General features: G+C 58.1%; 17 protein-coding genes. 7 read left to right on the top strand and 10 right to left on the bottom strand.

Features of this window, described 5'->3' with window-relative positions; genetic code table 11:
* Positions 1 to 81 precede the first annotated feature (81 nt).
* Positions 82 to 939 (bottom strand): FkbM family methyltransferase, encoded by an 858-nt coding sequence (locus WEU32_RS02485; RefSeq protein WP_406852749.1) that lies wholly within the window; start codon positions 937 to 939, stop codon positions 82 to 84.
* 209 nt (positions 940 to 1,148) lie between these two features.
* Between WEU32_RS02485 and WEU32_RS02480 the strand changes: the two genes are divergently transcribed.
* Positions 1,149 to 2,234, top strand: a complete 1,086-nt coding sequence (locus WEU32_RS02480; protein ID WP_312815717.1) for a glycosyltransferase family 1 protein — start codon at positions 1,149 to 1,151, stop codon at positions 2,232 to 2,234.
* A gap of 66 nt (positions 2,235 to 2,300) precedes the next feature.
* On the opposite strand, the gene WEU32_RS02475 is transcribed toward WEU32_RS02480, so the two are convergent.
* The 4 genes from WEU32_RS02475 to phnC all read right to left on the bottom strand — a co-directional run bounded on the left by WEU32_RS02475 (position 2,301) and on the right by phnC (position 6,096).
* Positions 2,301 to 3,386, bottom strand: a complete 1,086-nt coding sequence (locus WEU32_RS02475) for a substrate-binding domain-containing protein (protein WP_312134844.1) — start codon at positions 3,384 to 3,386, stop codon at positions 2,301 to 2,303.
* Between the two features lie 96 nt (positions 3,387 to 3,482).
* Complete coding sequence (phnE, locus tag WEU32_RS02470) at positions 3,483 to 4,241, bottom strand: phosphonate ABC transporter, permease protein PhnE (protein ID WP_312135463.1); 759 nt, start codon at positions 4,239 to 4,241, stop codon at positions 3,483 to 3,485.
* Between the two features lie 59 nt (positions 4,242 to 4,300).
* Entirely contained in the window at positions 4,301 to 5,305 is a 1,005-nt protein-coding gene (phnD, locus tag WEU32_RS02465) for a phosphate/phosphite/phosphonate ABC transporter substrate-binding protein (RefSeq protein WP_312134842.1), read from the bottom strand.
* On the bottom strand, positions 5,302 to 6,096 hold the full coding sequence (phnC, locus tag WEU32_RS02460; protein ID WP_312134840.1) for a phosphonate ABC transporter ATP-binding protein: 795 nt from the start codon (positions 6,094 to 6,096) through the stop codon (positions 5,302 to 5,304). The genes phnD and phnC overlap by 4 nt, the downstream gene beginning before the upstream one ends.
* A gap of 296 nt (positions 6,097 to 6,392) precedes the next feature.
* On the opposite strand from phnC, the gene WEU32_RS02455 reads away from it, so the two are divergent.
* The 5 genes from WEU32_RS02455 to WEU32_RS02435 all read left to right on the top strand — a co-directional run bounded on the left by WEU32_RS02455 (position 6,393) and on the right by WEU32_RS02435 (position 11,405).
* On the top strand, positions 6,393 to 7,655 hold the full coding sequence (locus WEU32_RS02455; RefSeq protein ID WP_312134838.1) for a type III PLP-dependent enzyme: 1,263 nt from the start codon (positions 6,393 to 6,395) through the stop codon (positions 7,653 to 7,655).
* A gap of 138 nt (positions 7,656 to 7,793) precedes the next feature.
* Complete coding sequence (locus WEU32_RS02450) at positions 7,794 to 8,840, top strand: 1,9-bis(guanidino)-5-aza-nonane synthase (protein WP_406852748.1); 1,047 nt, start codon at positions 7,794 to 7,796, stop codon at positions 8,838 to 8,840.
* A gap of 291 nt (positions 8,841 to 9,131) precedes the next feature.
* A complete protein-coding gene (locus tag WEU32_RS02445; protein ID WP_406852747.1) occupies positions 9,132 to 9,611 on the top strand; it encodes a hypothetical protein in 480 nt (159 codons plus the stop codon).
* Between the two features lie 109 nt (positions 9,612 to 9,720).
* Positions 9,721 to 10,449, top strand: coding sequence for a PA-phosphatase (locus WEU32_RS02440; protein ID WP_406852746.1), 729 nt, complete (start codon positions 9,721 to 9,723; stop codon positions 10,447 to 10,449).
* Positions 10,450 to 10,577: 128 nt separating this feature from the next.
* Positions 10,578 to 11,405, top strand: a complete 828-nt coding sequence (locus tag WEU32_RS02435; RefSeq protein WP_406852745.1) for a right-handed parallel beta-helix repeat-containing protein — start codon at positions 10,578 to 10,580, stop codon at positions 11,403 to 11,405.
* A gap of 33 nt (positions 11,406 to 11,438) precedes the next feature.
* Here the strand turns inward: WEU32_RS02435 and aguB are convergent, their stop codons facing one another.
* From aguB to WEU32_RS02410, 5 genes are all read right to left on the bottom strand, one after another.
* Positions 11,439 to 12,308, bottom strand: a complete 870-nt coding sequence (gene aguB / locus WEU32_RS02430) for an N-carbamoylputrescine amidase (RefSeq protein ID WP_406852744.1) — start codon at positions 12,306 to 12,308, stop codon at positions 11,439 to 11,441.
* Entirely contained in the window at positions 12,308 to 13,312 is a 1,005-nt protein-coding gene (locus tag WEU32_RS02425) for an agmatine deiminase family protein (protein ID WP_406852743.1), read from the bottom strand. The genes aguB and WEU32_RS02425 overlap by 1 nt, the downstream gene beginning before the upstream one ends.
* Before the next feature lie 153 nt (positions 13,313 to 13,465).
* A complete protein-coding gene (locus WEU32_RS02420; protein ID WP_406852742.1) occupies positions 13,466 to 15,862 on the bottom strand; it encodes a TonB-dependent receptor in 2,397 nt (798 codons plus the stop codon).
* 180 nt (positions 15,863 to 16,042) lie between these two features.
* Entirely contained in the window at positions 16,043 to 17,293 is a 1,251-nt protein-coding gene (locus WEU32_RS02415; protein ID WP_406852741.1) for a capsular biosynthesis protein, read from the bottom strand.
* Between the two features lie 231 nt (positions 17,294 to 17,524).
* Positions 17,525 to 18,676 (bottom strand): outer membrane beta-barrel protein, encoded by a 1,152-nt coding sequence (locus WEU32_RS02410; protein WP_406852740.1) that lies wholly within the window; start codon positions 18,674 to 18,676, stop codon positions 17,525 to 17,527.
* Between the two features lie 209 nt (positions 18,677 to 18,885).
* Between WEU32_RS02410 and WEU32_RS02405 the strand changes: the two genes are divergently transcribed.
* The gene (locus WEU32_RS02405; protein WP_406853481.1) at positions 18,886 to 19,776 is read left to right on the top strand and encodes an SDR family NAD(P)-dependent oxidoreductase; all 891 of its coding nucleotides are present in this window, start codon (positions 18,886 to 18,888) and stop codon (positions 19,774 to 19,776) included.
* Positions 19,777 to 19,911: the final 135 nt, after the last annotated feature.

The raw sequence follows: 19,911 nt of genomic DNA, 5'->3' as shown, positions 1-19,911 counted from the left end.
CTGTGACATCGCTCTGATAATCAACAGATGGACGAATGTGTTGCGGGTCATTGGGCCTGCAACCGAATTTTTCACCCTAGACTAGGCGGCGGATGCCAAAATCTCAGGAACATCCTCTCGACTGATGATTACATCGCACGCAGGGAGCGTCATCATGGCAGCAGGCTCCACCGGCTCAATCGTGGAATCCGTTTTAATCTGCCAGAACATATAACCTTGTTTCACAAGATCACCAACCAGAACACTCGGATCAGAACGAGATTTCATCTGAACCAAGTCCCATTCCATGCAGATAATTAAGTTTGGCGCTTCCAGAAGACGGGACGCACCCTGCAAAATAAGAACCTCGGACCCTTCGGCATCAATTCTCAAAAGTCGTAATTGAGGCAATTGCAAATCATCAAGTCGAACCGATTCAACCTCGACAACTTCTGCATCCTTTGCAAGCAGGCCATCCCGCAAATACAAATGGCTTCCACCAGCAAATTGACGCGATAAGAGAAACTTGACGCTACCTTTATGATGGCTAGCAACCTTGTTCTCGATCCGGACGTGAGATCCAAATCCGTTAAAACGGATAGACCGCTGAGCTAAATTGGCGAGACGCGCATTGGCCTCAAAAGTCAGTACAGACCCCGTTTCACCGACCTTAGCAGCCAAGCCAAGGGTGTAATAGCCGACATGCCCTCCGACCTCGACCACATGATCACCAGGTCGAACCAACCGTAATACCACATCCGAAATCCACGGTTCCCACTCACCATGCGCGATCAGATGCGAGCAGACACTCTCTTCGAGCGGGTCTACATAGATAAAGTAACCATTCTTGAGACGAACCTGGGCGAAACCATCGCCCAGATAGTAATATTCGCGTTCTTTTTTAAAATTTGTATTTATTGACGGGGCACTAGGTTTGGCTGCGCGTCGAAAAAAATGCATAAATTATCCTTAGATATACCCACAATTAGAAACTTACGGCCTCTTAATCGCAGAGTGCAAACCCGCCTAAGTCACCGCTTACTGCCAATGCTTCAAGCGAGCAACGGGCAACCGAACCTCAGCCACACACTTTGGTGTCTCGCCTTCGTCACAGCAAGCGGCTACAACTGTTTGAATCTACGAAACGGCTGGAAGGCCCAATCGATTTCATGCGTATCGTTCTGGTCACTGACGCCTGGGAACCTCAGGTCAATGGCGTCGTCCGCACCCTGACCCGTACCGTGGCTGAATGCCGCGCTATGGGCCATGAGGTCGAGGTGATTGAACCCAACCAGTTCAAAACTATCCCCTGCCCGACCTATCCGGAAATCCGTCTCGCCCTCGGGGCCGAAGAGGAAATCCGCGAGCGCCTGCGCGCGTTCGAACCGGAAGCGGTGCATATCTCCACCGAAGGGCCGCTGGGCATTGCCACGCGCCGCATCTGTATCGAGTGGAAACTGCCCTTCACCACCAGCTACCATACCAAGTTCCCCGAATATGTTTCGGCGCGTTTCCCGATCCCGGTTCAGGTCGGCTATGCTTATATGAAGTGGTTCCACAAGCCGTCGGGACGTCTGATGGTGGCCACGCCGACCCTGCGTGACGAACTGACGGAGCATGGCTTCCGCAACGTCTCGCCGTGGACACGCGGCGTGGATACCGAAGTGTTCAATCCCGATCTTGCCCCGATCTTTGACGAACTGGGTGGCAAGGACTGGCCGCGTCCCTTCTTCCTGAATGTGGGCCGTGTGGCGGTCGAGAAGAATATCGAGACCTTCCTCGAACAAGACCTGCCCGGCACCAAGATCATTGTCGGGGACGGCCCGGCGCGTGCAGAACTCGAGGAAAAATATCCGGACGCCAAATTCCTGGGTGCCAAGTTCGGTGACGACCTGGCCCGCTGCTTTGCCGATGCCGATGTGTTTGTCTTCCCTAGTTGGACTGACACGTTCGGGCTTGTGATTCTGGAAGCCATGGCCACAGGCACTCCTGTTGCGGCTTTCCCTGCTCACGGCCCAATTGACATCATCCCGGGCTCGGGCGCGGGCGTCATCAATGATGATCTGAAAACCGCCTGTCTCGAATGCCTGAAAATCGACCGCAAGGCCGTCCGCGCCTATGCCGAGAAGTTCAGTTGGCGGGCCTCGGCAGAACAGTTCGTGGAAAATCTTCAACCCTATCCCGAACCGCAACGTGGCCGCTTCTGGCGTCGCCTGCGCCGCATTGCCCGCCTGAGACGCAAACAGGCGGCCTGATCCAGCCTCCATACAAAAACGCCCCGAAACTTTCTTCGGGGCGTTTCTTTTGGATTTTGGACTGTCTTAGTTCGGGCGCGCCATAACCGTCTGACCGGTGGCCTTAGCACGCTCTTCAGCCAGTTCTTCGGCTTTCAGCGGCACCAGACCACGGTCTTGCAGGTAGCCACCGCGACCGGCCGAACCATCCGACATGAACTCCAGAACGAATTCCTGCAGGCCCGGAATGACACCGATGTGTGCCTTTTTCACATAGATGTAGAGCGAACGGGCGAGCGGATAGGAACCATCGGCAATCGCCTCGATCGACGGTGCCACACCGTCAATGGTTTCGGCCTTCACCGTGTCCATGTTCTGTTCGAGGAACGAGAAACCGAACACACCCAGCGAACCCGGGGTGCGGTTCAGGGTTTGCACGATGGCATTGTCGTTCTCGCCCGAGTCGATCCACAAAGTGTCTTCCCGCAGCGTATGGGTCAGGGCCTCAAAACGAGCCTTGTCACCCTTAAGGGCCGCAACAGCCGGAACCTTCTCTCCACCCGGGGCCATACCCAGTTCAAGGAAAGCGTCACGGGTGCCCGAGGTCGGCGGCGGGCCATAAACTTGGATACGTTGCGCCGGCAGGTTCGGGTTGACCTGATTCCATGCTGTGTTCGGATTTGCGACAAACTTGCCGTCCGCACCCGGAACTTCCTTGGCCAGACCCAGATAGAGATCCTGCAAACGCAGATCGAAGGACGCGCCATTGCGGGCCGTCGCCACCACGATACCATCATAGCCGATCTTCAGCTCGATAATATCGGTGACGCCGTTTTCGACACAACGGTCAAATTCGCTCGGCTTCATAGGACGCGAAGCATTGGCAATGTCGGGGGTCGAAGGACCAATACCCGAACAGAAGGCCTGAATGCCGCCGCCGGTGCCCAGAGCTTCAACGCGTGGCTGTGCGCCACCGGCATTATTGCGACCGAAGTTTTCGGCCACACGGGTCACAAACGGGAAAACAGTAGAAGAACCGGCGGCCCAAACGCCCGTACGGGCTTTCTGGTTACCGGGAGCTCCCGAAGAGGAGCCTTCGCCACAGGCGGCCAGAGCGGCAAAGGCCGCGACACAAGCCGAAACTTTTAACAGGCGGGTCGGAAGAACAGTCATGGCCGGACCTCTCAAATCATCAATATGATGCGCATAGAGACGATTTGTGACGGTCCGGCCAGACCTTTTGTGACAGTCTGTGTAAACCTGACGCAGTTACAGCAGACGCTTGCGCATAGCTTGCGACATCATGTCGATCAGGGTCACGGCAACCACAACGATAATTACGATGGCCGAGACCGAGCTGTAGTCAAAGCCGTTCATGCGGTCGAACAGAACCTGACCGATACCGCCTGCACCGATCAAGCCCAGTACGGTGGCCGAACGGCTGTTGGACTCAAAGCGGTAGAGGGCGAACGAGGTCCACAGCGGTGCCACCTGAGGGATTACCCCCCAGACGATTTCGTGCAGTTTGGAAGCACCGGTCGCGCGAACGCCTTCAACCGGACCCTTGTCGATCGATTCAACCGCTTCCGAGAACAGTTTGGCCAGAACACCGGCCGTGTTCAGGGTAATGGCCAGAACACCGGCGAGCGGGCCAAGGCCCACGGCGACGACGAACAACAGACCAATCACCAGGTCAGGGATCGAACGCAGGGCGTTCATTATCCAGCGAACCGGTGTCACCACCCATACCGGGGCAATGTTACGCGCGGCGGCCAGACCCATGGGCACCCCCAGGAAGATGGCCAGGAAGGTCCCCCAGAGCGCAATCTGGATCGTCTCCCACATCTTGGCGACATACAGACGCCAATCCGTCCAGTTAGGGCTCAGCAAGTCCGCTGCAAAGCCCTTCATATTCTCGGCATTGGTGAACAGGCGCGAGACGTTCTTGAGGTCAACAGCGTCGATGCTGATAAGCAGCAGGACGGCCACACCACCCCAGATCATGACATCGAGAGCCCAGGCCCCCATCGACTTGACCGGCGGTTTCGGAACAGCCGTACCTTTGGCAGGCGTAGTTACAGGTGCGGTCAAGGTTGGACCTCACGCAGGGCACGAAGACGGTTTAGTTCCGCCTCGGCAGTTTTAGCCGCAGCGGCATCACCCTTGGCCTTCGCTTCGGCCATCTTCTGATCCGCAATCATTTCGCGGATCGGGTTCAGATAGCTTTCATCAGCCGGATTGAAGCCCGAATAGTTCAGGGCCAGCAAGATTTGACGCTGACGGTCAGCTTCGGGACCTTCGCCGCGGCCATAGGTCAGGAAGAAGGTCCTGATTTTTTCTTTTACGACAGGATCAAGGTCCGAGCGCACCACAATGCCGGCTTCCGGCATCGGCGGCGAACGCCAGATTTCTTCCAACTGCGCGGCAATCGCCGGATTTTGGCGCGCCACAGTAATCGCATTGATTGTATTGGACGTTGCGACCTGAACCAGACCGTTCGCGACAGCAAACGAGTTGGCTTGATGGTTGGCCGCACGGACTGTCTTGAAGCACTGCTCGGGGCTGATACCCGCCGGATTGAACAGGAAGGTCAGCGGGGCCAGCGTACCCGAAGTCGACAGGGCATCACCGATACCGAAATCGTATTTCTTGCCGCACGCCATGACGTCTTCAAGCGTAATGCCCGAGCCTTTTTTGACGATCAGGGTCGACTGGTAGCTGTCCAGACCGTTCGGATCGACGATACGGGCCACAACCTCGCCATTGGCGCGCTCGATAGCCTCGATGGCCGTCTTGGCCGGGAACCATGCCGACTGGATCTGGTTGCCACGCATGGCTTCGACCAGAACCGTATAGTTGGATGCGAAGTACGGCTTTACAGGAACGCCGATCGACTTGGACATATCATCCAGCAGCGGCTGCCACAGCGGGCCCGAGGACGATTGCCCTTCGGCCGGCAGAATGGCGAACTTGATTTCCTGCGTGTTGCCCGATGCGGGCTTGTCGCCCGAACCGCAGGCGGCAACGCCCAGAGCCAGAACGGCACCGGCGACAGCGGCCAGTGCGCGACGCGACAGATTGAATTGGGTCATGCCTTGGCCTCCCAGAACGCGTCCTCATATTCGGGACCGTAGATTTCGATCAGGCGTTGCGTATCCAGACCGGTGGCCGGTCCGTCATAAACAATCTTGCCCTTCTGCAGGGCGATAACGCGGTCGCAATAACGGATCGCATAATCAACCTGGTGCAGGGTCACAATGACACCCAGCCCGTCGCGCTTGTTCAACTCGACCAGCAGTTCCATCACCTTGCGGGCGGAAACAGGGTCAAGCGAGGCGACAGGCTCGTCGGCCAGAATGGCCTGCGCGCCTTGCAGAAGCACGCGCGCAATAGCACCACGCTGCTGCTGGCCACCCGACAGGGTGTTGGCGCGCTGGGGCGCATATTCGGACACGCCTACACGATGCAGAGCCGCCATAGCCTTCTCCCGGTCAGCGCGCGGCCAGACCCCGAAAAGACCGCGCCATACGGCTAGACGCCCGAGCGAACCCAGCATGACGTTGGAAAACAGGCTGAGGCGTCCCACCAGATTGAACTGCTGGAAGATCATGCCCAGGCGACCGCGGGCACGACGCACAGCACGGGTCACGCGCCCGTTCTGCTGAACGACGTCGCCAAAAACAGTGATTGTCCCGCCGGGATCAATCGGATGAAGACCGGTGATCGAGCGCAGCAAGGTAGACTTGCCCGAACCCGAAGGACCAATCAGGGCGACCATTTCACCGGCGCCGACCTCGACGGACACGCCGTCGAGAGCCTTTCTGGCCCCGTAGGTCTTCGAGACGCCGCGTACCGACGCGACGGCGAGGTTGGAAGAACTCATGAACCCGTTGGGTGAGGTTAAGATAAAGGGGCGCCGCATGACGCGAGAAAGGCGCAAGGGCAAGTCTTAATGACACGCATGCGGCGATTTCGTCCAGTGCGCGTTGTTTCAGACATGGAGTTTGTACGTATAAATACGTACTTTAAGGCTTTATAACGACGCTCGCTGCGCCTTAAAATTACCTCTTTACATCACGGCATAATACCCCCATATCGCGACTTCCGGCGGACCCCGTAAGGTCCTCTTGCGCCGCTAACGCCGGTCTGGGTTTAACAATTAACAGGGGGTTACGTGAATTGCGCACGTACCAACTTCCCCTGGACCTGGTCCGTGAGCGGTCCCCTGAGCGTCCGGTCGCCCTTGTGCGCCCGGCCTCGGTTGCCGTAGCAGCGCGCTGGTTCCAGAATAATCTTAAGGCCGACGTCTTCTATGCTGTGAAGGCGAACCCTTCGCGCTGGGTCATCGAGACTCTCGTAGAAACCGGCGTCAATGCCTTTGATGTGGCCTCGCTTGCCGAGATCGAACTGGTACGTTCGGTCAGCGCAGACGCACGTCTGGCCTTCATGCATCCGGTCAAGAGCCGTGGCGCGATCAAGAGCGCCTATCAAGACCATAATGTCCGCACCTTCGTGCTGGACAGCCATGAAGAGCTGCAAAAAATCCTTGAAGAGACCGGCTTTGCGACCGACCTGAATCTGGTCGTACGCATGGGTGTGTCCGCTGATGGTGCGGCCTATTCGCTGTCGGGCAAGTTCGGCGTCTCGCCGGATCAGGCCCCTGCTCTGCTTCTGGCCACCCGCCAGGCGGTTCAGGACGGCCTGATGGGTGTCAGCTTCCACGTCGGTTCGCAATGCATGCGTCCGTCGGCCTATGAAGCCGCCATGTCTCAGGTCAGCCGCGCCATCAAGAAGGCCGGTGTGTTTGTCGATATCGTCGATGTCGGCGGCGGTTTCCCGTCGGTCTATCCGGGCATGGTCCCGCCGGACCTGCAGGAATATGCCGACGCCATCCACCGCGGCTTCGCCGAGATGCCGGTATCGGAAACCACTGAACTGTGGTGCGAGCCGGGCCGCTCGATCGTGGCCGAAAGCTCCTCGATCCTGTGCCGTGTCGATCTGCGTAAAGGCGATGCCCTTTATCTGAACGACGGCTCCTATGGTTCGCTGTTCGATGCGACGCACTCGCGCTGGCCCTTCCCGACCAAACTGGTCCGTGACGGCGACAGCGCATCGGAAATGAAGCCTTTCCGCTTCTATGGCCCGACCTGCGACAGCATCGACCACATGCCCGGCCCGTTCTACCTACCGGCCGACATCCGTGAAGGCGACTTCATCGAGATCGGCATGATGGGTGCCTATGGCGTGGCCATGACGACCGGCTTCAACGGTTACGGCTCGCACGAGATCGCTGTGGTCGAAGATGCCCCGATGGCCTCGCTCTATGGTCTGGCCCCGCGTTCGATCCCGACGGTCCGCACGACCGCCGAGGAAAACTCGCGCAAAATCGTTCGCTTGTCGCGTCCCAAGGGCAAGGCTGGCCAGCGCAAGCGTCGCAAATAATCACCCGATACGGATCAGTCTCTTCGGAGACTGATCCAAAAACGTCGCAAGACGTTTGTATAGATAGCGGCCCGTCGCTCCGTCCGGGTCGCTGTTTCGCTTAAGACGGGCGCTCAAATCTTTAGGGAAACCGCTGAAATGACCGCTCAGTCGAACATGAAGGCACAACTGCTCGACAAGACCATCGAGCACGTGGACATCTCCTCGTATGACGCTCGTCCGATCATCGATTCGATGCGCAAGATGTCGTTCTCGTCGCGTGACACCGCTCGCGCTGCCGACATCTTCAACATGGCTCTGGAAGACAAAGAGTGCTCGCCGTGGCTGATCCTGGCCGGCTCGACCTCGGCTGGCGGCTGCATGCACGTGTACCGCGACATGGTCCAGTGCAACATGATCGACGCCGTGGTCGCCACCGGTGCCTCGATCGTCGACATGGATTTCTTTGAAGCGCTTGGCTACAAGCACTATCAGGCCGCTGGCGAAGTGGACGACAACGTCCTGCGCGAAAACTATATCGACCGCATCTACGACACCTATATCGACGAAGAAGAGCTGCAAGCCTGCGACCACGCGATCTACGAGATCGCCAACCGTCTGGAGCCGCGCGGTTACTCCTCGCGCGAATTCATCTGGGAGATGGGCAAGTGGCTGTCGGAAGGCAACGCCAAGAAGCCGGGTTCGCTGATCCAGACCGCCTATGAAAAGGGCGTGCCGATCTTCTGTCCGGCCTTCGTGGACTCCTCGGCCGGTTTCGGTCTGGTCAAGCACCAGAAAGAACGCGCTGCCGAAGGCAAGCCTTACCTGATGATCGATGCAGTCGCCGACTTCCGCGAACTGACGGACATCAAGATCGCGGCTGGCACCACCGGCCTGTTCATGGTTGGCGGCGGCGTTCCGAAGAACTTCGCTCAAGACACCGTAGTTTGCGCCGAAATCCTCGGCATCGACGCCGAAATGCATAAATATGCCATCCAGATCACTGTGGCTGACGTGCGTGACGGTGCCTGCTCGTCCTCGACCCTCAAGGAAGCCGCCTCGTGGGGCAAGGTTTCGACCACCTTCGAACAAATGGTCTATGCCGAAGCCACCACCGTTGTTCCGCTGATCGGCTCCGACGCCTATCACCGCGGTGCATGGAAGACCCGCGAAGCCCGCAACTGGGCCAAGCTGTTCGGTAAATAAGTCGAAATCGCGCGGTTTACACACCCAAACACAGAAAACCCCGATGGTTCATCCATCGGGGTTTTTCTTGCCTGAATAACTCTGAGCCCTGTCATAACAGGTTCTATGCCGGATCAGCCTTGCCGCACACGGACAGTTCTCTGCCAAAATAGTCTGCCACATTGGCATAGGGTGTGCCCGTAATATTACCTATGAAAACAATGAGACACGAATACCGCAATGGTGCCTTGCTGCGGTCGCTCCAATGGTTCAGTTATGGGTTTAATCCATGGTTTGGGATCTAGTCGGGATATGAAGGTCTACGCAAAAACGATTGCTGTCATGGTTCTGACGGGCAGTCTTGCAGCCTGTGGCGATACGGGGGGCAACACGCCTGTTGCCGATGCTCAGGCGACCACTGCCAAGGATACATCCAAGAACACGGTCACAGCCGTCGAAACTGCCGACCTGCAACCTCTGGCCGCCAATGCTCCGGCCTTTGCCAGTCTCTATCCCGGTGCCACCTTGTTGCAGCCTCCTGTCACAGCCAATGGTGTGGATGGTCCAGGCGGTATCGCCGAGTTCACGACCTCGGCCACGCCCGAAGAGGTTATCGAACATTACCGCGCACTGGCCGACACAAACGGCCTGGATCCGGTCATGGCGATGAATCAGGGCACCGCCCGCGCCTTTGCCGCCCTCAACGCCAAGGGTGCCGAGGTTCAGGTAGTTGCCTCCCCCGGCGAGCAGGACCAGACATCGGTTCACCTGACCTGGAAATCGGGTCACTAGAGGATCAAGGGCCATGAAGACAGGTTTCGTTTTGAGCGCCTGTATGGCCAGTTTCTCTGTTGTCCTTGGCGCATGCGTCGGAACGCCCGCAGCATTTGAACCCGCTGCCGTGAGCACCGATCCCGCCCATCACGGCTATCTAACCCGAAGCGAACTACAGCATCTGGCCGATGCGGTGCCGCCGCCTCCACCGACCGGCAGCCAAGTCGAAGCGGCAGACCGCGCCTTGTCGGCCTCGTATCGCGTCCTAGAGAACACCGACCGCTGGCTGATGGCCACTAGTCACGCCGAGGTGCGCTCTCCGTTTGCTCTGCAACATTTCGACTGTGCGCTGGGTGTGCTTTTTAATCCGGCAGAAAACACCACGCCCGCGAGCGCGCGCCTGATGCAACGTCTGTTCGAAGATGCCGAGGCCGCATCGACCATAGTCAAGATGCGCGCTCATCGACCGCGCCCCGTAGGCGATGACCCGAACCGCGAAGCCTGTCAGCGGGTGTCGGACACCGGTCGCGCCTCGGCCTCTTACCCGTCAGGCAGTGCCACAGTGGCGGCAGCCTATGGCGAGGCCATGGCTGCCATCGCCCCCGACCATGCGGAAGCCGCACGCGATACAGCTCACCAGATCGCTCTAAGCCGTGTCATCTGCGGCATGCATTATCCGCTGGATGCCCAAACTGGCGAAAAACTCGGCAAGGCGGTGTTTGAACGCGCTGCGATTACACCCGATTTTCAAGCTGATCTCGCCCTCGCCCGTCAGGAGTATGTAAGTCTGAAAGCCAGCGGCAAGACCAATCCTGGCTGTGCCGCCGAACGTGCCGCCCTGTTGCAAACTCCGTGATTGCGGTCCTGCTTCTGGTCGCGAGTTTAAACGCGCCCGAGATTTCAAATTCTGTTTGTTCGCCCGAACAGATCATTGCCCTTACAGCCCCCTCTTCCAACCCCTACACGCTGACCTGCAGCGCGAAGTTGACGAACGGGCAGTCCATACTGCGTCCTATTGTGCTGGAGGGACCGCAGGCCTCCCATCTTAAGCTGGATTGCAATGGCGGTAGCATCGGGCAGCCCAACAGCCCTGTCCACGCCTCAAGCCCGACCGTCATGATCCGTTCGGAAAAATCAGAGAACGGAAAATGGCGGGCTGTAAACAATGTGACCTTGCGCAACTGTCACATCTTTGGAGCCGTACGTGTGTGGGGCATGGGCGCAGATGGCAGCTATGATGATCTTCGTCTTTCGTCGAGGCAAGCGGGCCATACCACACGCGTGCAAGAGGCCGCTCCACACAACGTCCGACTGGAACAGGTGCGCATCACCGCCCATGGCACCATCCCGCTATATGTCGGTCCGGGGGTGACGCGACTGATCCTAGAAGACTCGACACTGGACGGCCGGACAAGCGCCACAGCTATCTATCTGGATGCCGAAAGCGCGGACAATACCATCCACAACAACCGCATCCTGACCCGCACAGGCCGTGAAATGATCGCCGTGGATGGATCAGCCGGCAATACCATCAGCGGCAACCGTTTCGATCTGCATGGCAAACCGGGTATTTATCTGTATCGCAACTGTGGCGAGCGCGGCGTAATCCGCCACCAGACCCCCTCCAACAATATTATAGAGAACAACAATTTTACCGGTGCCTCGTGGTTGCGTCCGCGATTGGTGGTCGAGAATGCCCGAAATGGTCGCAGGTCCTATTGCAGCGCCGATAGAGGATATCCATTCGGCAGCAGCGTCGATGACCGCGACAACGCCACCGGCAACACTGTGCGCAACAATCGCAGACCATAAAAAAGGCGGGGCATGTGACCCCGCCTTTTCATTTTAAACGCGCTTGGTGCCGGTCAGCGGACCATAAAGGTCCGTGCGGCGGTCGCGGAAGAAGCCCCACGCCGCGCGGTGGCGATCAAGGAAGTCGAGGTCGAAGGTCGCAACCAGCACACCCTCTTCATCACGGCCGAAGCTTTCCACCAGATCGCCGCGATGGTTAGCGATGAAGCTGTGGCCATAGAAGGTCTGGCCCGCCTCGGTCACCTGTTCGTGGCCGATACGGTTGGCACCGACGACCGGCACCACATTCGACACGGCATGGCCCTGCATGGCGCGCTGCCACGGGGCGGCGGTGTCGAGGCTGTCATCATGCGGCTCGGTGCCGATGGCGGTCGGGTACATCAGCACCTCTGCGCCTTGCAGCATCATGGCGCGGGCGGTTTCGGGGTACCACTGGTCCCAGCAGATACCGACGCCAACCTTGCCGAAACGCGTGTCCCAAACCTTGAAGCCGGTATCCCCCGGACGGAAATAATACTTCTCCTGATAGCCCGGACCATCAGGGATGTGGCTCTTGCGATAGACGCCCAGAGTCTCGCCATCGGCGTCCAGCATGACAAGCGAGTTGTAGTACTGCGGGCCTTCACGCTCGAAGATCGAAACAGGAATGGCAACGCCCAGTTCCTTGGCGATCGGAGCCAACTGGGTCACGCACGGGTGCTTGTCCCACTCATAGGCATGCTCGAACCAGTGCTCTTCCTGCGAGACGCAGAAATACGGTCCCTGAAACAGTTCCGGCGGCAGGATGACCTGCGCGCCCTTGGCGGCAGCTTCACGGATCAGGACAATGGTCTTGTCGATATTGTCCTGAATATCAATGCCGTAAGAGGTCTGGATACCGGCGACGGAAATCGTGCGGGTCATTATGCAGGCTCCTGCTGGCTGATGCAGTGGAACGAGCCACCGCCGGTCAGAATGGCCATGGACGGCGACGGAATGATCTTGTGGTTCGGATAGACCGTGGCCAGTGCTTCGCAGGCCATGCGAGCGGCAATATCATTGCCATAGGTCGGCACGACCACAGCCTCATTGGTGATGAGGAAATTCATGTGGCTGGCCGGAATAGGCTCGCCATCCTCGTCCTGGACCAGACCCGGCGAGGGAATACGCAGCACCTTGATCGGACGGCCCGCTGCATCGGTCGAGGCCGACAGGAGACGCGCGGTTTCGTCGTAAACGTCTGCGTTCGGGTCATCCTCGCCAAACGCGATCGGGCACGCCACGACACCCGGCCCAACAAAGCGGGCCAGATTATCGACGTGACCGTCGGTGTGGTCGTTCAGCAGACCATCACCCAGCCAGATGACCTTCTTGGCACCCAAGGCCTTGGCAAAGGCCGCCTCTGCCTCTTCTTCGGTCCAGCCCTGGTTGCGGTTGGTGTTCAGCACGCACTGGCGCGTGGTCAGAACCGTACCCTCGCCATCGTGATCGACCGCACCGCCTTCAAGGATGAAATCATGGCGGGTAATGGCCACGCCCGACTGTTCGCCGATCTGGTCGGCGACCTCGTCGTCAAACGGCAGATCATATTTGCCGCCCCAGCCATTAAAGGTGAAGGCATTGGCCGAGGCCGAACCCTGACCAAAGATCGGGCCGGTATCCCGCAGCCAGATATCGCCAAAGCGACCGGCCACAATCTCTACGCCCGCAACATCGGCAAAACGGGCACGCGCAGGCTCCAGCGCCTCTTGATTGCCAGTCATCAGCTTGACCTTGACGCCACCGGCACCGGCCAGGGCCCGTACCAAAGCCTCGACCTCTTCCTGTGCCTGTTCGAAGTCTTCTTGCCAAAGCTCGGCATGGCTGGGCCAGCCGACCCAAACAGCACGTTGCGGTGCCCATTCGGCAGGGATCAAGGTGGTGGTCATCGGGGCGTCCTCGAAAGGGCGTGAAAACAGAAAAACGAACGGGCCAGATAGGACTTCTAGCCCTGCACTTCAATGGATAGGCAACCGAACATCAAAGAGAAAGGGCGGCCCGTTGCCGGACCGCCCTTCCTTTTAGCAAACTGGCAGTTCGTCTTAGAACGAAGCGCGCAGAGTGATCATAGCCGTGCGCGGGGCACCCAGCTGGTAACGAGCCGTACCCGTAGTCTCGGTCGAGATATCAGCCAGATATTCTTCGTCGAACAGGTTGATCACGTTCAGCTGCAGGTAGGAGTTACCCTTGCCCAGAGCCTTCAGGTTGTAACGGACGTCCAGATCGAAGGTCAGGTAATCCGGAGCCACTTCGGTGTTGATGTCGTTCGAGAAACGCTCGCCGACATACTTGCCTTGCAGACCCAGATCGAAATCACCGATCGTGTAGGCCACGCGGCCACCGAACTGCCATTCCGGAGTCTCAACCAGTTGGTTGCCAGCAGTCGGGATGAACTGCGGTACACCATCCTTCACACCAGCAGGCAGGTCGCTCTTCACTTCGCTGTCAGTGTAGGTGAACGAAGCGGTCAGCGACAGGTTCTCGATCGGGGCCCAACCGATTTGGCCGTCAACACCCTGCAGGGTAACGTCACCGACGTTACGGGTAAGGTATATTTCTTCGACTTCGTCGAAGGTACGCACGATACGGTTGGCGTAGTCGGTCTTCCAGGCAGCAATCGAAGCGATCAGGGTGCCCGACTGGAAGCGGTAACCGATGTCGTACGAGTTGGTGGTTTCCGGTTCCGGATTGACGTCAACAATGTCGTACAGGTCATCGGTACGCGGAGCCGAGAAACCTTCAGCATACGAAGCATAGATCGACTGGCTATCAGCAAACTTCCAGGTCACACCCAGATTCGGCAGCACAGCGTCATACTTTTTGTCGAAGGAACGAGGCTTGCCATACGTATAAGGAGCAGGGTTCGGGTTATCAGCCGTAGGCCTTGGCAGCGGATTCATCGCTGAAATCGGGAAGGTTACCAAGTCCGTACCAGCCACCGGTGTGCCGGTCTGGGTGGTGCAGTATGCGTTGAAGGTATCACGCTGGTAGCAGTAGTTGTTCAGTTCGCGATCGAAGAACGGGGCGCGAACGCCAACGGTCAGATCAACAGCGTTGTTGAAGAACGAACCGCGGTACTCGGCAGCGATCTGGTTCAACATGGCATACGACAGACGATCACGGCGACGCAGGACAGTGCCGTCCGGCAGCTCGACCGGGCGACCGTTACGACCGGCGAACCAGTCTTCCGGGAAGCCGTTGGCGTCGATATAGCCCATTTGGCCGGTCTGGCGGTGACGACCCCAGTCAAAGGTGTAAGCACCACGGACCTGATGGTTTTCGTTCACGTTCCAGATCAGCGAGCTGGTCACGCCATAACGATGGGTGTTGGTGATGTTCGGACGGAACAGGGTCACGCGGGTGTTCGGATCGATCTTGCCGTCACCGTTCAGGTCCACACCGGCCGCCGAAGAGTTACCGATCAGCTGCGGATCGGTTTCGCTGGTGGTGTGCGTGCCACCGCCGTGTGCCAGGGTGTACTGGAACGACGGATCAATGGTCAGGGTCAGGCTGTCCGACAGGGTGAAACGCGATTGACCGCGGATGTTACCGGTGTTCGACGGGTTCACAGCCGTGGCTTGCGAACGAACGGTGTTGTAGTCGTTCTTGTCGTAAGCACCGCCCTTTTCAAAGTCGGCCAAAGTTACGCGCGGCGTAAACTGGTTACGGTTTTCATTGTAGTGGGCGGTCAGAGAGACGAAGTCGCCATTGTCGCCCAGCGGCTGATAAATGCGGCCGTTCAGCTGCATCTTGTCCACGCCGCCTGCACCCACAAAGTGGTCGTACTTGGTCTTCGACGCAGCAAACCAGGCGCGGGTGCCCCACGGGCCGAACTCGCCGGTTTCAACCAGGCCGAATGCACGGCGATAGCCGTATTCGCCCAGCGACGGCTGGAAGATCACGCCGAACTCTTCACCCGGACGACGAGTGACATAGTTCACGGTACCGCCAGTTGCCGACGCGGTCGGGGAGTCAACGTCGGTGGTGCCCAGGTTCACAGCAGCGCGCTGGATCAGTTCCGGGTCCATCTGCTGGTTCGAATAGATGGCATAGTTGCCGGTATCGTTCAGCGGAATACCGTCTTGCGTCAGCGAAACGCGTGCAGAGTCAAAACCGCGGATGGTCAGGTCACCACCAGCCGAGCCATAGGCGTCGTTGTTGGTGAAGTTCACGCCCGGCAGCAGGTTGATCGAGTTCAGGATGGTCTGACCAGCAGCCTGAGTGCCGATGAACTGTTCGGTGATCGTAGCACGCGACTTCGGATTGTTCTCAGCAACAACACCCTCGATGGCGCGCGGGCCACGAGCACCGGTCACGACAACCTGTTCGACTTCGAAAGCTTCCGAGCCGGTCGACTGGGCCGAAGCGGTAGTGGCCATGCCGAGCGCGATGGCAAGTGCCGATGCGCCAAAGGTCAGGCTGCGAGCAAAATTGGACAACGGATATCCCCTTTGTCGTACCCCCGAGGTGAATAGAGGGAGGTACTTGTTCATTTGATGAACGGGGATTTAGTCGCTGGAACATAAGTTTGGGCGACAAAAACGTGACAGAAACATGACAGCCGACGAGGGTGGCCTGGACGCCACAGCCTGTGGAAAGTCCCGAATTAAAAGAAGAAATCAGACATCTAGGCGCACAAACCGTGCTGCGACTGCACGGGCCGTTCGACGAATGACCCTCGGTTCATGAAAATTGCCGTTGATTTGTGCCTTGGCCAGCACATGTGCTCTGAAGCGCTTAAACAGTTCAGGGTCCGCCGGTTTAGGATGCCGCCAGAAGTCGTGCAGGGGCTTTTGAAAAGTCAGCCCTTCGAAATTAAAAAAGGCTCGGCCCAAAACCTTGACCGGTGTACCGAAACCTAGCGCCGAAAGGGCCGCGCTCGAATTGTTGACGATCATCCCCTGCGAGGCACGGCAAAGTTCAGCCAGATTCCCGCCATCTATAAAATCAACGCGGTTGGCTAATCCCCTCGATACAGCCAGATTTTTTACCACCGCACCAAAATCAACCAATCCCGGGTCGAGCGGATGGTTTTTAAATACAAGACGCGCTGATGCAGGCGCATGTTTGGCAAAGCTGTTCATCAGCTCGACGATAAACGCCGTATTGTCTGCATACTTGGAATAACGCAGCAACTGATTGTCGCCTTCACGCTGCAGGCACCCAATAAAAAAGGGACCTTTCTCGCGAAGCGCCTTTGCATCCACCACCTGTCGTGACGAACGCAAGGCCAGCCTCACATAACGCTGAATATGGCTCACGCATTGTAGCCAGGCCGGTACTGTGTAGGGATTGCGATAGTTGGGATAAGACCAACCGCCCAATAGCTGCACCATATGGTACATGCTGATATTGATGATATGGTACGGCAGGATACGGCCGACACTGTGGCTGACGGCCATTTCTGGAACCGGTTCACCATAGCCTTCGGCCGAACGGGGCAATTGGCTGGAAGCATTGACCCCGTTGCGCTCCAGCGTAATCCAGTCTGGACGGAAATAACCGTTCTCCAGCACCCACAAACGCGCCGGAATTGACTTGGCCAATTCGGCCACAGCCTGATTATACGGACCGCTTTCGCCAAAAATAACCACATCCGTATATTGGCCCGCATAGGCTGGAAATTCTTTTTGCCAGTCGGCCGCCGTGCCACTGAACCGGCGACGCCCCTTAATACCCCAGCTAAACGCATCGCCCGCATTGAACACCATGCGATGCACAGTTTCGGCCCCCATATCCAGCAACGCCTTGTTCAGGTGTCGCCCGAAAGGACCGAACGGCAAAGTCACCAACAGAAAGCGGCGTCCTTGCAACGCCTTTGCCTGTTCTTTGGCAACAGTTGTGTGTTCAGGTTCGTATGGGGCCAGCAACAGTCGAAAGTCTCTCGTAGGGAGGCGGGATTTAAAGGGAAGCTCACACCGCGAATGCCCTCAGGAAATCTTGGTAATCAGCTTCGCACTTTACGCCAATCAGAAAGTAATCTTGAAATTTATATTCAAACGAAAGAACCGCAGAATGTTAGAGAAACACCCTGCGGCTCAATGCAATAATCATCTTCGATCAACTATGGGGGAGAGTGTGAGCACCCTCCCCTTCAGTGATTAGAAGTTGATGTCGATGCTGGCGCGACGGTTCAGCGGCTCACGCACGCCGTCAGCCGTTGCCTTGGCCAGAGCGGTTTCGCCCTTACCATCCAGCGAGATCACGCCACCATTGACGCCTTGGGCAACCAGGGCATCAGCAACGGTACGGGCACGACGGTTCGACAGGCCCAGGTTGTAGGCTGCGTTACCCGAGGTATCCGTGTGGCCGACGACCAGTACGCGGGTCGGAGCGCCCGACTTGGCGTAGTTGGCAGCCTGGGTCACAACCGAGCGAGCTTCCGCGGTCAGGTCCGAACGGTCGAAGTCGAAGTAGACAACGAACTGACGGGCTGCCGGTTTAGCCGGCGGCGGCGGCGGCGGAGGCGGAGGCGGCGGAGGAGGAGGCGGAGGCGGCGGCGGCGGCGGAGGCGGCGGCGGCGGAGCGTCTTCCGCACCGAACGCATAACGCAGACCCAGGGTCACAGCGTGCGACTGGTCATAGTCGCCCGACCATTCACCGAATGCCGGAGTAACCGAGGCCGGAACGGAAGACTGCCAGTTGGCATCGCCGGTCAGGTAACGATAGGTCAGGTCGATGTTTGCGCGATCCGAGATCGCCCATGCCAGACCAGCAATGGCCTGAGCAGCAAACTTGGTCGAGGAATCGTCAGCAGCGAAAGCGCCACCCGGAGCCTGACGCAGACGACCAACGGTGTCGACGTTTACGCGGTTCACACCAACGCCCAGACCCACGAACGGACGCAAGGTCCATTCCGGGGTGCCGAAGTCATAAATGACGTTGGCCATCAGGGTGGTCGAGGTGATGTCACCTTCCGGCGAGTGGCACGGACCGGTAGCCGGGGTCAGGTTGCACAGACCCTGTGCGCCCGAAACAGCGCGAACGGTGCCGATGTCACCCGAGCGGTAACCGCCTTCGAGTTCAGCGCGCCAGTTCGGGTTGAAGCGGTAGCCGAGACGCGCAAATGCGGTCCAGCCATCGTTGACTTCCCAGTTCCAGTTTGCACCGGTGGTCGACGACTCAGCATTGATATCGTCGATGATGTGATAACCGGCGTCGATAGCGCCGTACCAGCCGTCCGGCTCAGCCGATGCGGCACCAGCCGCAAACAGCCCTGCGGCGGCGACACTGGCAAGAAGTTTCAGCTTCATGGTGTCCTCTCTCACTGAATTATGAGTGCGATGTCTTCATGTTCCCACAAAGACGCTCGAAGCAACGAACGGCATTGCCGCACGCTGGTTCCTTGAAATATCACACAATGTGGCAACTGTGGCGCCATTCCAACACTTTTGTTGGTGCCTATACTACACTCATGTAAAAGGCTTCGACGCACAATTTGGGGAGATCATGCGTGTCAGAAATGTTCAAGGGGCAGGTTGCCATTGTTACGGGCGCTGGCGGAGGCTTGGGTCGCGAGCATGCGCTGGCTCTGGCTGCACGCGGAGCCAAGGTTGTCGTCAATGACCTAGGCGGTGCGCGGGATGGATCGGGGGCTTCGCAATCTGCAGCCGAAGCGGTCGTCGCCGAGATTCTCGCCGCCGGAGGCGAAGCGATAGCGAGCGCTGCATCGGTGACCGACTTCCAGGCTGTCAGCCAGATGGTTGCCGAAACCGTGGCCAAATGGGGCCGCGTGGATATTCTGGTCAATAATGCCGGCATCTTGCGCGACAAGAGCTTTGCCAAGATGGAACTTGATGACTTCCGGTTAGTGGTGGATGTGCACCTGATGGGAGCCGTTAACTGCACCAAGGCTGTCTGGGACATTATGCGCGACCAGAATTATGGCCGTATCGTCATGACCACATCTTCATCGGGATTGTTCGGCAATTTTGGCCAGTCCAACTATGGAGCCGCCAAGATGGCTCTGGTCGGACTAATGCAAACCCTCTCGATTGAAGGTGCCAAGAACGATATCCGCGTCAACTGCCTGGCTCCCACTGCTCATACCCGCATGACCGAAGACCTCGGCCTGCCGCTCGAGGCGCTGGCTCCGGCACTTGTCACGCCTGGCTTATTACATCTGGTCAGTCCCGATGCCCCCACCCGCTGCATTCTTGCCGCCGGTGCAGGCGGCTTCGAACGCGCCTATATCACCTTGACGCAGGGTGATTTCATCACCGGTCTCGATGCCGCAGAACAGGTCGCGGCCCGTTTTGATAAAATATCCGACCGTAGCGGTGAAATCGTACCCGAGATGGGTGCAGCCCAGGGGATGATTGAACTCACCAAGGCGCAGTCCGCTCAAGGATGAACATGAATGGAGTATAGGCACAAAGCATGGCCTCTAATCCATTTTTTTAGGTCAACATGACGTCAAAACCAAAGCCATGCATCGTAAAAAACCAAAGTGTCGTTGTCAGCCTGTACCGGATGGCGTTAATCACGC

It is taken from the genome of Brevundimonas sp. BH3, assembly GCF_045345115.1.
Lineage (GTDB): Bacteria > Pseudomonadota > Alphaproteobacteria > Caulobacterales > Caulobacteraceae > Brevundimonas.
The sequence above is the reverse complement of the archived record's forward strand: the minus strand, read 5'-3'. Positions and strand labels throughout refer to the sequence as shown.

Excerpts from the sequence above, each read along its gene's own strand:
- WEU32_RS02485 (WP_406852749.1), bottom strand. The coding sequence starts at position 939 with ATGCATTTTTTTCGACGCGCAGCCAAACCTAGTGCCCCGTCAATAAAT.
- phnD (WP_312134842.1), bottom strand. The coding sequence starts at position 5,305 with ATGACCCAATTCAATCTGTCGCGTCGCGCACTGGCCGCTGTCGCCGGT.
- phnE (WP_312135463.1), bottom strand. The coding sequence starts at position 4,241 with ATGGGGGCCTGGGCTCTCGATGTCATGATCTGGGGTGGTGTGGCCGTC.
- WEU32_RS02475 (WP_312134844.1), bottom strand. The coding sequence starts at position 3,386 with ATGACTGTTCTTCCGACCCGCCTGTTAAAAGTTTCGGCTTGTGTCGCG.
- WEU32_RS02480 (WP_312815717.1), top strand. The coding sequence starts at position 1,149 with ATGCGTATCGTTCTGGTCACTGACGCCTGGGAACCTCAGGTCAATGGC.
- phnC (WP_312134840.1), bottom strand. The coding sequence starts at position 6,096 with ATGAGTTCTTCCAACCTCGCCGTCGCGTCGGTACGCGGCGTCTCGAAG.
- WEU32_RS02450 (WP_406852748.1), top strand. The coding sequence starts at position 7,794 with ATGACCGCTCAGTCGAACATGAAGGCACAACTGCTCGACAAGACCATC.
- WEU32_RS02445 (WP_406852747.1), top strand. The coding sequence starts at position 9,132 with ATGAAGGTCTACGCAAAAACGATTGCTGTCATGGTTCTGACGGGCAGT.
- WEU32_RS02425 (WP_406852743.1), bottom strand. The coding sequence starts at position 13,312 with ATGACCACCACCTTGATCCCTGCCGAATGGGCACCGCAACGTGCTGTT.
- WEU32_RS02405 (WP_406853481.1), top strand. The coding sequence starts at position 18,886 with ATGTTCAAGGGGCAGGTTGCCATTGTTACGGGCGCTGGCGGAGGCTTG.
- WEU32_RS02410 (WP_406852740.1), bottom strand. The coding sequence starts at position 18,676 with ATGAAGCTGAAACTTCTTGCCAGTGTCGCCGCCGCAGGGCTGTTTGCG.
- aguB (WP_406852744.1), bottom strand. The coding sequence starts at position 12,308 with ATGACCCGCACGATTTCCGTCGCCGGTATCCAGACCTCTTACGGCATT.